Origin of the sequence: Thermus sp. (assembly GCF_039793865.1) — a bacterium.
Lineage (GTDB): Bacteria > Deinococcota > Deinococci > Deinococcales > Thermaceae > Thermus.
This window is the reverse complement of sequence record NZ_JBAMMI010000022.1, coordinates 1-9,976: the sequence shown is the minus strand read 5'-3', so window position 1 is coordinate 9,976 and position 9,976 is coordinate 1. Positions and strand designations below refer to the sequence as shown.

Here is a 9,976-nt window from a genome sequence, read left to right as displayed (position 1 = left end):
GCCCAGCCCCTCAAGGTGGCCATCCTCTGGCACCAGCACCAGCCCCCCTACGAGAACCCCCTCACGGGCCAGTACGAGGGGCCCTGGGTGCGCATGCACGGGGTGAACGACTACCCCTGGATGGCCGAGGTCCTCCTGGAGTTCCCCGAGATCCGGGTGAGCTTTGACTACACCTCCACCCTCCTCAAGCAGATCCAGGACTACCTCTCCGGCAAGGCCAAGGACGCCTACTGGCGGGTCTCGGAAAAGCCCGCAAGCGCCCTCACCCCCGAGGAGCGGGCCTTCGTGGTGGAGCGCTTCTTTGACATCAACCCCCGCTTCGTGGCGGAAAGCCCCCGCTACCAGGAGCTCCAGGCCAAAAAGAACCGGGGGGAGGCCTTCACCGACCAGGACCTCACCGACCTCCGGGTCCTCTGGAACCTCCTCTGGATCAACCGGGACTACATCGCCAAGGACCCCGGCCTCCAGGCCCTGAGGAAGAAGGACCGGGGCTTTACCCAGGAGGACCTGAACTACGTCTTGAGGAAGCACCTGGAGCTCATGGCCACCATCCTTCCCCTCCACCGGAAGCTCTGGGAGGAGGGCCGGATTGACCTCCTCACCACCCCCTACTACCACCCCATCCTCCCCATCCTCCTGGATAAGGAGGCCATCCGCGAGTCCAACCCCGCCCTGGCCCTCCCCAAGGAGCCCATCGCCTGGCCGGAGGACGCCCGCTGGCAGGTGCGGGCCGGGAAGGCCTACTTCCAGGCCCTCTTCGGGAAGGAGCCCTTGGGCATGTGGCCCCCCGAGGGGGCGGTGAGCCAGAAGGCCGCGGAGCTCTACGCCGAGGAGGGGATCGGCTTCCTGGTGACGGACGAGGCCATCCTCGGCCGAAGCGGCTTCCCCGTGAACCCCCTCACCCTGACCCGGCCCTACCACGTGGAAAAAGACGGCAAGCGCCTGGTCCTCTTCTTCCGGCACCGGGACCTCTCGGACCGGATCGGCTTTAGCTACAGCCAGATGCCCGCCGAGCGGGCGGTGGAGGACCTCATCGCCGCCCTTTTGGAGATCCGCCGCCAGGTGATCGGCCAAAACCCCGAGGCGGTGCTCACCCTCGCCCTGGACGGGGAGAACGCCTGGGAGAACTACCCGGAAAACGGCAACGCCTTCCGCCGCCTCCTCTACCGGCGCCTTTCCGAGGAGCAGAGGAAGGGCACCCTCAAGACGGTGCGCTTCTCCGAGGTGTTGGGGCTTCCCTCGGTGGCCATCCCGCGGCTCGCCACCGGGGGCTGGGCCGGGGACTTCGCCATGTGGGCGGGGGAGCCGGAGGAGAACGAGGCTTGGGACCGCTTAAGCCGCGCCCGGCGGGCGGTGCTGGCCTACAAGGAGGCGGGCGGGGACCCCAAGGTGGCGGAGAAGGCCATGGGCCTGGTCTACGCCGCGGAGGCCTCCGACTGGTTCTGGTGGTACGGCCAGGACACCGCTTTCCCCAACAACCCTCCCTTTGACGAAGCCTTCCGGGCCCTGCTCCAGGCGGTCTACAAGACCCTGGGGAAGGAGCCTCCCGAGGAGCTCTTCGTCGCCGCGCGGCCCCCCATAGCCCCCCAGGGCGCTCCGGGCCGGGTGAAGCCCACCCTGGACGGAAAAGCGGAGCCAGAGGAGTGGAAGGGGGCAGCCTACCTGCCCGACCCCGACGGGGCCGCCATGCAGACCCCGGACGACCTCCTCCGGGGGGTCTACGTGGGGTTTGACGAGGGGAACGTCTACCTGCGGGTGGACCTCCGGGACGGGGTCCTCCCCCGGGACCTGGTGGGGCAGGGCTTCCGCCTCCACGTCTACGCCACCACCCCAGGGGAGGAGGGCGGGGCCGCTTTTCCGGAAGGCAGCCGGGTCTCCCTGGGCTTCCCCCTCCAGCAGCGGATCACCCTGGACCTGGACCAGGTGGGGGAAGGGGAGGCCGTGCTGGTGCGCTACGCCTACCGGGACGGGGCCTGGGTGCTGGCCAGTTCCCCCGCCGACCTCCGGGGGCGGCGGGCCTACGTGGGCGAGGTGGTGGAGATGCGCATCCCCTATACCACCCTGAAGGCCGAGCCCGGGGACACCCTGCGCCTCGCCGTGGTCCTGGAGAAGGGCGGCAAGGTTCTGGACACCGTCCCCAACGCCAACCCCCTCTCCCTCGCCCTGCCCCAGCGCCTGACGGGAAGAGAGGTCCTGGTCCTTAAGGACCCCGAGGGGGACGAGCACGGCCCCGGAACCTACACCTACCCCAAGGACCAGGCCTTCGCTCCCTTTAAGGGGCTCTTTGACCTCCTGGAGATGCGGGTCCTGGACAGCGGGGCCACCTGGACCTTCGTCTTCGCCTTCAAGGAGATGACCAACCCCTGGGGGGCCCCGGCGGGCTTCAGCCACCAGCTCCTCAACGTCTACCTGGACTTCAAGGAGGGGGGCCGCACCGACCCCTTCGCCAAGGGGGCCAAGGTGGCCTTTGACCCCGAGCACCCCTGGGACCTCTTCCTCAAGGCGGCGGGCTGGCCCCAGTACGGGCAACGGGTGGGCTTCCCCGAAGGCACGGACACCGCCGACGGGATCGTGGTGGGGAGCAACCCCGCGGACAAGCAGGTGATCGTCCAGCTGGAGAAGAGGTACTTCAACCCCGCCCCGGGACAGAGGGTCTGCCTCTATGTGCTGGTGGGCAGCCAGGACGGCTACGGCCCCGACCACTTCCGGCCCGTGGGCAAGGAGGCGGGGCCGTGGAACCTGGGCGGGGCGGAGAACGAGGACGCGCCTTTGGTGGTGGACTACCTCTGGCCCGAGAAGGGGGTGCAGGAGGCCATGCTCTCCCGGTACGGGGGCGGGAAGTACGCGTTGCTCAAGCCCTACTGCGTCACCTGGCCCTAGGGCCTCGCTACCCCGGAGGCGGACCCCGGGGTAGACTTTGATTCATGGATCCCGGCCTCGAGGCCGCCTTCCGGTACGTGGAGCGCCTCCTCTTTGGGGACGTGAGCCGCCCTGGCCTCACCATCTACGACGTGGAGCGGCTGGTGGGCTACCCCGCCAAGGGGGAAGGGCCCCTCACCTATACCTTCCCCCGCGCCAAGGCCCTCTCCGGGGTCCAGGCGGTGCGCCTCTACTACTACCCCAAGGACCCAAGCCTCCAGCTCATCCTGGAGATCGAGGAGCTGGAGGGGCGCAAGCACCTCCGCCACTTCCGCTGGAACGGGTTCACCTGGGAGGTGCCGGAGGGAAAGCGGGGGGACCTAAGGAGCACCGAGGAGGGCCTGGGCCCCCTTAAGGTGGGGGAGGACTACTTCCTGGGTTTCCCCCGGGAGGAGGCCATGGAGCTGGAAGAAGCGGTGCGCAAGGGGGAGGCCCTGGGAGCCAAGTACCTCCTCTGTCCCCGGTGCGGTACCCGGGTCTTTTACGCGCCCTCGGTCCGGCCCACGGAGGTGGCCTGCCCCAGGTGCGGCAACGCCACCCTGCTTTTCAAGACCTTTGCGGGTCTGGAGCCCGCCAAAGACCCCCTCGAGGCCCTGGCCGAGGAGCAAAGGGCGCTCCGCAGGACCCTGGAGGAGCTTGTAGCCTACCTCAAGCGCAAGCTCGGCCCCTAAACCCGCACCCCCGGGGGGCCCCACCCCGGGTAGGCGTAGAAGCGCCCCCGCTCCCCTCTCAGGTAGTCCAGCAGGGGTTCTTGGAGGGGGCGGTGGTTGGCCAGCCTTTGGGCGGCCTCCTCCGGGGTGAAGAAACGGGCCTCCACGATGTGGCCGTCGGGGTCCTTGGGGTTTAAAAGCCCCTCGTAGCTCGCCCGGAAGGCCATGGCCAGGGTGCGCTCGTTTTTGCGGCGGTCCTCCACCTGGATGACGTAAGCCAGGTGGTCCACGGCCTTGATCCTTAGGCCCGTCTCCTCCCGCACCTCCCGCACCAGGGCCTCCAGGGCCGTTTCCCCGGGCTCCACGGTGCCCCCGGGGAGGGTGTAGCGCACCTGGCCCCTTCGGCTCCAGTCGTTCCCCACGAGAAGCACCCGCCCCTGGCGGTCCAGGAGGATGGCGGCCACCACCAGGATCTCCCGGCGCATCACGCTTCCGTCAAGGCCTCCAGCTGGCGCTCCTGGTCCGCCCGCTTGAGGGCTTCCAAAAGGGGCTGGAGGCGTCCCGAGAGGACGCCCTCGAGGTCGTGGGTGGTGAAGCCGATGCGGTGGTCCGTGACCCGGGACTGGGGGAAGTTGTAGGTGCGGATCTTCTCCGAACGCTCCCCGGTGCCGATCTGGGCGAGGCGGGTCTGGCGGAGCTTTTCCGCCTCCTCGGCCCGCTTCATCTCCAGAAGGCGGCTACGGAGGATCATGAGGGCCTTCTCCCGGTTCTTGATCTGGCTCCGGGAGTCCTGGCAGGTGACCATGATCCCCGTGGGGAGGTGGACCACCCGCACCGCCGAGTCCGTGGTGTTCACCCCCTGCCCCCCAGGCCCCGAGGCCCGCATTACATCTATGCGGATCTCGTCCATGTTGAGCGCAAAGTCCTCCTCCTCCGCCTTGGGGAGGACCGCCACCGTGGCGGTGGAGGTGTGGATGCGGCCCTGGGTTTCCGTGGCCGGGACCCGCTGCACCCGGTGGACCCCGCTCTCGTACTTGAAGGTGCCGTAGGCCCCAGGGCCCCGGACCTCAAAGACCACCTTGGAGAAGCCCCCGAGGTCCGTGGGGTGGGAGTCCAGGACCTCCGTTTCAAAGCCCATCTCCTCGGCGAAGCGGAGGTACATCTCCAAAAGGTCCCGGGCGAAGAGGGCGGCCTCCTCTCCCCCGGTGCCGGCGCGGATCTCCACGATGGCGTCCCGCTCGTCCATGGGGTCCTTGGGCAGGAGGTGGCGCTCCAGCTCCTTCTCCAGGGCCTCCTTGCGGGCGAGGAGGGCCTCCCGCTCCGCCTTGGCCATCTCCTTAAGCTCGGGGTCGTCAAGGAGGCTTTCCGCCTCCTCGAGGTCCTGGAGGACCTTGCGGTACTCCCGGATGAGGCCGATCACCTCCCCCATCTCGGCGTAGCGGCGGGATAGGCTCTGGTAGCGCCCCTTGTCCTTCAGCACCTCCGGGTCGGAAAGGAGCGCCTCCAGCTCCCGGTACTCTTCCTCTAGGCGTTCAAGCTTATCCAGCATACCTGCTTTCAGGATAGCGCACCCAGCCCTTGACCCCGGTTTTAGGTTAACCTAAACTGGGGGGACATGGAGCCCTTTCTCCTCTACGCCCTATTAGGCGGCCTCTTCACCTGGGGCCTCACGGCGGTAGGGGCGGCGAGCGTCTTCTTCGCAAGGGAGCCGAGCCGCAAGCTTCTGGACGCCATGCTGGGCTTCGCCGCCGGGGTGATGCTCGCGGCCAGCGTCTTCTCCCTCCTCGTCCCGGGCATGGAGATGGCGGAGGCCCAGGGGAAAAACCCCCTTTTCCCGGCGGTGGTGGGGTTTCTCCTGGGCGGTGGGCTCCTTCGGCTCCTGGACCGCTACCTGCCCCACCTCCACCTGGGCCCCAAGGAGGCCCCCGAGGGGCTCAAGACCCTCTGGCGCCGCACCACCCTCCTCGTCCTCGCCATCACCCTGCACAACTTCCCCGAGGGCCTGGCCGTGGGGGTGGCCTTCGGGGCCGCAGGGCTAGACCCCACGGGGACGGCCACCCTGGGCGGGGCCATCGCCCTCGCCTTGGGCATCGGCCTCCAGAACCTCCCCGAGGGGCTCGCCATCGCCTGGCCCTTGCGGCGGGTGGGGATCGGGGCGGGCCTCGCCTGGTTCTACGGGCAGCTTTCCGCCATCGTGGAGCCCCTGGGCGCGGTGCTCGGGGCCCTCCTCGTGGCCCAGATGATGGCCCTTCTCCCCTACCTCATGGCCATGGCGGCGGGGGCCATGGTCTTCGTGGTGGTGGAGGAGGTGATCCCGGAAAGCCAGGCGGAGGGGAACGGGGATACCACCACCTTCGGGGTCATGACGGGCTTCGCCGTGATGATGGCCCTGGACGTGGCCCTTGGCTAAGGGCTCGCTCTGGCGGCCCTGCGGGTCTTTTTTACCTGCCCCCCAGGCGCTCCCGGAAAAGACGGGCGGCCTCCTCGGCCTTGGCCTTGGCGGCCTCGGCCGCCCTTTTGGCGGCTTCGGAGAGGTCCTTGAGCCTGTCGGGCAGGCCGTCTTTGTCCTGGTCCAGCTCAGAGAGCCAAGCCCGGGCCTCCTCCAGGGCCTTTTCCGCCTCCCGCAGGGCCTTTTCCAAGAGGTCGGGGCGGCCGTCCGCGTCCCGGTCTAGCCTCTCCTTGAGCTCCGCAAGCCTCTTCTCCGCCTCTCCCGCGGCGGAGCGGGCGAGCTCCTTGGCCTTTTCCAGGAAGGCTTTGGGGTCCATGGCCCCATCTTACAGGAGGGCCTTCAGGTCCGCCACCACCTTGTCCGTGGCCTCCACCTTGTCGGGGCTATAGAGGAGAACAAGCCTCCCCTCCTTGACCAGGAAGGTGGTGGCGGTGTGGTCCACCAGGTATTCCCCCGGGCCCCGGTACTGGGTTTTCTGGTAGTAGACGCCGAAGGCCTGGGCGACCTCCCGAATGGCCTCAGGGCTTCCCGAAAGCCCGAGAAAGCGGGGGTGGAAGGCCTTGGCGTAGCGGTCGGCGATCTTTGGGGTGTCCCGCTCGGGGTCCACGCTCACGAAGATCACCTGGACCCGCTTTTGGTCCTTCGGGGGAAGCTTCTCGTAGGCCCGCTTCAGGGCAAGCAGGGTGGTGGGGCAGACGTCAGGGCAGTGGGTGTAGCCGAAGAAGAGGAGGACCACCTGGTCCTGGAACTGGGAGAGGCGCACGGGGCCCTCGGGGCCCTCCAAGGCGAAGTCCACGGGCTTGGGGTGGAGAAGCCTGGTGCCGTAGAAGGCATGGCCCTTGGGGAGGAGGAGGTACCCGAGGGCGAGGAGGCCGAGGAAGAGGAAGAGGGGCAAAAAGCGCTTCATCGCATCTCCACGGGTAGACTCACCCTAATCTGGGTGCCGTCCTGAAAGCGGAGGGTGAGCTCCACCTTTTCCCCTGCCTTGAGGGGAGCCTTGAGCCCTTCCAGCATGAGGTGGTAGCCCCCGGGCCGGAAGGCCACCCGAGTCTTTGGGGGGATTTCCACGTAGGGGAGGGGGCGCATGCCCAAGACCACCTGCCCTCCTCGGTCTTCCCGGTAGTCCCGGTGCAGGGAGATCCGGCGGGCAACAGGGGTTTCCGCCCCCACCAGGCGCAAGGGTACCTTGCCCCGGTTTTCCACGGTGAGGTAGGCCGTGGTGTCCGGCACCACGGGGGGCACAAGGCGGACCCAACCGGGGAAGACCGCCACCTGGGCCAGGGCGAGGAGAGCCAGGGGAAGGAAAACCGCCAAACGCCTCATGTCCTCAGTTTAAACCCCGGGAAATGGGGGTAAGGGCGTCAAGAAAAGCTTTGTAGCCCAAGAGCCTGTGAGAAGTACATTTGTTCCGGAAAGGGCGCTACCCTGGAGTGTATGCGCCTCCTGGGCCTCTTCGCCCTTTTCGGGCTCGCTTTCGGAGGCGGGGTCCTGGAGCTTTCCGGGGAAATCCCTGGACCCTTGGTCCTCTCCACGCCGGGCCTCGAGGTGGAGGGAAAGGGGGCTTGGGTCCGGGGAGGAAAGGGACACGCGGTCCTCCTCCTCGCCCCCGGCATCCGGGTGCGGGGCCTGCGGGTGGTGGGGGCCGGAGCAGGGCAGGACTTCTTTGAGCCCGACGCCGCCTTCTACCTGGGAGGGTGCGCGGGTTGTGCCCTGGAAGGGGTGAGGGTGGAGGGGGCTTTTACGGCGGTGCGGGTGGAGGACTCCCCAGGGGCCAGGGTGGTGGGCCTCGAGGCCCGCGGACCGGACTCTCCCGCCCCTGGGGTTCTGGTCTACCGGAGCCCGAACGCCCTCATCGCCCGAAATCGCCTCTCGGGCTACATGGACGCGGTCTACGTGGAGTACAGCCCCGGTACCGCCATCCGGGAAAACCTCCTGGAGGGGAACGGGCGCTATGGGTTTCACGTGATGTTCTCCTGGGAAGTGCGGGTAGAGGCGAACACCAGCCGCAACAACGCCGTGGGCAACGCCGTCATGCACGGGGCCGCCAACCGGGTGGTAGGCAACCGCCTTTCGGGTCAAAAAAGCCCCGTGGGCTACGGCCTCCTGGTCCAAGACGAAAAGGGCACCGAGGTGCGGGGCAACACCTTTCAGGAAAACACCCTGGGCCTGGTGCTCATGGACGCCAAAGAGGTGGCGGTGCGGGAGAACCGCTTTCTGGAAAACGGCACGGGTCTACGCATCACCCGGGAACGGGGGGGGAACTCGGCCCTGGTGGAGGGAAACGCCTTTCGGGGCAACCTTTACGACCTCCTGGTGGACGACCCGGAGGCGAAGGCCCGGGTGGTGGGCAACGCCTACGACCGGGCCTCGGGCCTCCCCGTCCCTCACTTTCCCACCTCCAGCTTCGCCCTTCTCCTCGCCCGCCAGCCCGAACTTTCCCTCTTCGCCCTTGCCCCGGGGGTCCTGCTCTGGGAAGGGGCGGAAGCCCAGGTGCCGGGGCTTAGGCTCGCGCGCCTTGCCGACCCCAGGCCCAAGAAGCTGGCCAAACAAGGAGCTTCTTCCCCTTCCCTCTTCCTCCTGGCCCTTTTGGGAGGTGGCCTGTGGTGGTGGTGGAGGAGCTGAGCAAGCGGGGGCGGCTTAAGGGCCTAAACCTTAGGCTCTCCGGAGGGGTGGTGGGGCTTCTCGGCCCCAACGGGGCGGGCAAGAGCACCCTCCTCGCCCTCCTGGCGGGAAGGCTCAGGCCCGACAGGGGGCGGGCCCTGCTCCTGGGCCGCTCTCCCAGGGACCCGGGCCTCCTTCCCCTCCGCGCCTACCTGCCCCAAACCCCGAGGCTTTTCCCCCACCTCCGGGCAAGGGAGGTCCTGGTCCTGGCCCAGCGGATCAAGGGGCTCGGCCCCCAGGCCCTAGAGGAAGCGGTGGACCGGATGGGCCTGGAGGGGTTTATGGACCGGAAGGTGGGCGCCCTCTCGGGGGGCCAGCGCCAACGGCTGGCCTTGGCGGCGAGCCTTATGGGCAACCCGGCGGTTTGGCTCCTGGACGAGCCCACCGCCGCCCTAGACCCAAAGGGAAGGGAACGGTTCTGGGCCTGGGTGGAGGCCAAGGGGCAGGGGCTTGTAGCGGTGGCGCTGCACAGCCTCGAGGAGGCCTACAAAACCCAGCACCTGGTCCTCCTCAAGGGGGGCGTTCTCCTGGAGGAGGGGCCGCCCCAGCTCGTTTTGGGCCAAAGGGGAGAACGCATCCCCTGGCTAATGGAGGTGCTCTATGAGGAATCGGCGTGAAGTGGTGAAGGCTTTGGCGGGTCTGGCGCTCACGGCACCGGCCTTGGCCCAGATGGGCCACGGGAACCCCGTGATGGCCGGCTCCAGGCCCTCGGGCCGGGCGGTGCCCCCCAAGCCCATCCCCTGGGAGGCGGGGACGTGCGCCTTCTGCGGCATGCCCATTAAGACCCCTGAAGGCTCGTGGCGGGGCCGCACCTTCCCCAAGGGCTTTTTTGAGCAGACCTATTCCCAGATCGCCTTCGCCGAGCCCCGGCCTGCTCCCCACGACCCCCAGCAACAGGTGGAGGCCCTCCACTTTGAGAGCATCGCCTGCATGGTGAACTACGCCTGGGTCCACGGGATCAAGGACGGGGAGGAGGCCACCTTCTACGTCACCGACCGGGGAAGCTACGACCCTGCCCGCCCCCAGGAGACGGTTCGCCTGATTCCCGCCCGGTCGGCCACCTACTACTGGGGGGAGAGGATGATGGTGGTGATGAACGCCCACCTTCTGGCCTTCGCAAGCCCGAAGGCGGCCCAGGAGTTCGCCGAGAAGAACAGGGCCCAGCACGGGCGCCAGCACTTTTACAGCTTCCAGACCCTCCTGGACCTCGCCCCCCTTCCCGAGATGAACCTGGTGGCCCTCCTGGCCAAGCACGCGGGGCTCCTTGGGGAGGGAATGGACCACGGCCATTAGCCTA

Annotated in this window: 11 protein-coding genes; 6 read left to right on the top strand and 5 right to left on the bottom strand. The window is 68.1% G+C overall.

Annotated features, from left to right (window positions below; all coding sequences use genetic code 11):
* Nucleotides 1-2,880, top strand: a 2,880-nt coding sequence (locus tag ABJK26_RS01970) for a glucodextranase DOMON-like domain-containing protein (RefSeq protein ID WP_347240530.1), incomplete at its 5' end; no start/stop codon positions are given.
* A 44-nt stretch (nucleotides 2,881-2,924) separates the two neighbouring features.
* On the top strand, nucleotides 2,925-3,590 hold the full coding sequence (locus ABJK26_RS01965) for a hypothetical protein (RefSeq protein WP_347240528.1): 666 nt from the start codon (nucleotides 2,925-2,927) through the stop codon (nucleotides 3,588-3,590).
* Here the strand turns inward: ABJK26_RS01965 and ABJK26_RS01960 are convergent.
* Nucleotides 3,587-4,054: an NUDIX hydrolase gene (locus tag ABJK26_RS01960; protein WP_347240527.1), complete on the bottom strand. Its 468-nt coding sequence runs from the start codon at nucleotides 4,052-4,054 to the stop codon at nucleotides 3,587-3,589. The genes ABJK26_RS01965 and ABJK26_RS01960 overlap by 4 nt on opposite strands.
* On the bottom strand, nucleotides 4,054-5,118 hold the full coding sequence (prfA, locus tag ABJK26_RS01955; RefSeq protein WP_347240526.1) for a peptide chain release factor 1: 1,065 nt from the start codon (nucleotides 5,116-5,118) through the stop codon (nucleotides 4,054-4,056). Before prfA ends, ABJK26_RS01960 begins: the two co-directional genes overlap by 1 nt.
* A 66-nt stretch (nucleotides 5,119-5,184) precedes the next feature.
* On the opposite strand from prfA, the gene ABJK26_RS01950 reads away from it, so the two are divergent.
* Nucleotides 5,185-5,979, top strand: coding sequence for a ZIP family metal transporter (locus ABJK26_RS01950; RefSeq protein ID WP_347240525.1), 795 nt, complete (start codon nucleotides 5,185-5,187; stop codon nucleotides 5,977-5,979).
* 31 nt (nucleotides 5,980-6,010) lie between these two features.
* On the opposite strand, the gene ABJK26_RS01945 is transcribed toward ABJK26_RS01950, so the two are convergent.
* The 3 genes from ABJK26_RS01945 to ABJK26_RS01935 are packed head-to-tail and all read right to left on the bottom strand — an operon-like array spanning nucleotide 6,011 to nucleotide 7,341.
* The gene (locus tag ABJK26_RS01945) at nucleotides 6,011-6,334 is read right to left on the bottom strand and encodes a dolichyl-phosphate-mannose-protein mannosyltransferase (protein ID WP_347240524.1); all 324 of its coding nucleotides are present in this window, start codon (nucleotides 6,332-6,334) and stop codon (nucleotides 6,011-6,013) included.
* 9 nt (nucleotides 6,335-6,343) lie between these two features.
* Complete coding sequence (locus ABJK26_RS01940; RefSeq protein ID WP_347240523.1) at nucleotides 6,344-6,925, bottom strand: SCO family protein; 582 nt, start codon at nucleotides 6,923-6,925, stop codon at nucleotides 6,344-6,346.
* A complete protein-coding gene (locus ABJK26_RS01935) occupies nucleotides 6,922-7,341 on the bottom strand; it encodes a copper chaperone PCu(A)C (protein WP_347240522.1) in 420 nt (139 codons plus the stop codon). Before ABJK26_RS01935 ends, ABJK26_RS01940 begins: the two co-directional genes overlap by 4 nt.
* Nucleotides 7,342-7,452: 111 nt before the next feature.
* Between ABJK26_RS01935 and ABJK26_RS01930 the strand changes: the two genes are divergently transcribed.
* Genes ABJK26_RS01930 through ABJK26_RS01920 form a run of 3 tightly spaced genes read left to right on the top strand, consistent with a single transcriptional unit; the run spans nucleotide 7,453 to nucleotide 9,972 of the window.
* Nucleotides 7,453-8,640 (top strand): NosD domain-containing protein, encoded by a 1,188-nt coding sequence (locus tag ABJK26_RS01930; protein ID WP_347240521.1) that lies wholly within the window; start codon nucleotides 7,453-7,455, stop codon nucleotides 8,638-8,640.
* Nucleotides 8,619-9,296, top strand: a complete 678-nt coding sequence (locus tag ABJK26_RS01925; RefSeq protein ID WP_347240520.1) for an ABC transporter ATP-binding protein — start codon at nucleotides 8,619-8,621, stop codon at nucleotides 9,294-9,296. Before ABJK26_RS01930 ends, ABJK26_RS01925 begins: the two co-directional genes overlap by 22 nt.
* A complete protein-coding gene (locus tag ABJK26_RS01920) occupies nucleotides 9,280-9,972 on the top strand; it encodes a nitrous oxide reductase accessory protein NosL (RefSeq protein WP_347240519.1) in 693 nt (230 codons plus the stop codon). The genes ABJK26_RS01925 and ABJK26_RS01920 overlap by 17 nt, the downstream gene beginning before the upstream one ends.
* The last annotated feature ends 4 nt before the right edge of the window (nucleotides 9,973-9,976 follow it).

Excerpts from the sequence above, each read along its gene's own strand:
- ABJK26_RS01965 (WP_347240528.1), top strand. The coding sequence starts at position 2,925 with ATGGATCCCGGCCTCGAGGCCGCCTTCCGGTACGTGGAGCGCCTCCTC.
- ABJK26_RS01935 (WP_347240522.1), bottom strand. The coding sequence starts at position 7,341 with ATGAGGCGTTTGGCGGTTTTCCTTCCCCTGGCTCTCCTCGCCCTGGCC.
- ABJK26_RS01960 (WP_347240527.1), bottom strand. The coding sequence starts at position 4,054 with ATGCGCCGGGAGATCCTGGTGGTGGCCGCCATCCTCCTGGACCGCCAG.
- ABJK26_RS01945 (WP_347240524.1), bottom strand. The coding sequence starts at position 6,334 with ATGGACCCCAAAGCCTTCCTGGAAAAGGCCAAGGAGCTCGCCCGCTCC.
- ABJK26_RS01950 (WP_347240525.1), top strand. The coding sequence starts at position 5,185 with ATGGAGCCCTTTCTCCTCTACGCCCTATTAGGCGGCCTCTTCACCTGG.
- prfA (WP_347240526.1), bottom strand. The coding sequence starts at position 5,118 with ATGCTGGATAAGCTTGAACGCCTAGAGGAAGAGTACCGGGAGCTGGAG.
- ABJK26_RS01930 (WP_347240521.1), top strand. The coding sequence starts at position 7,453 with ATGCGCCTCCTGGGCCTCTTCGCCCTTTTCGGGCTCGCTTTCGGAGGC.
- ABJK26_RS01940 (WP_347240523.1), bottom strand. The coding sequence starts at position 6,925 with ATGAAGCGCTTTTTGCCCCTCTTCCTCTTCCTCGGCCTCCTCGCCCTC.
- ABJK26_RS01920 (WP_347240519.1), top strand. The coding sequence starts at position 9,280 with ATGAGGAATCGGCGTGAAGTGGTGAAGGCTTTGGCGGGTCTGGCGCTC.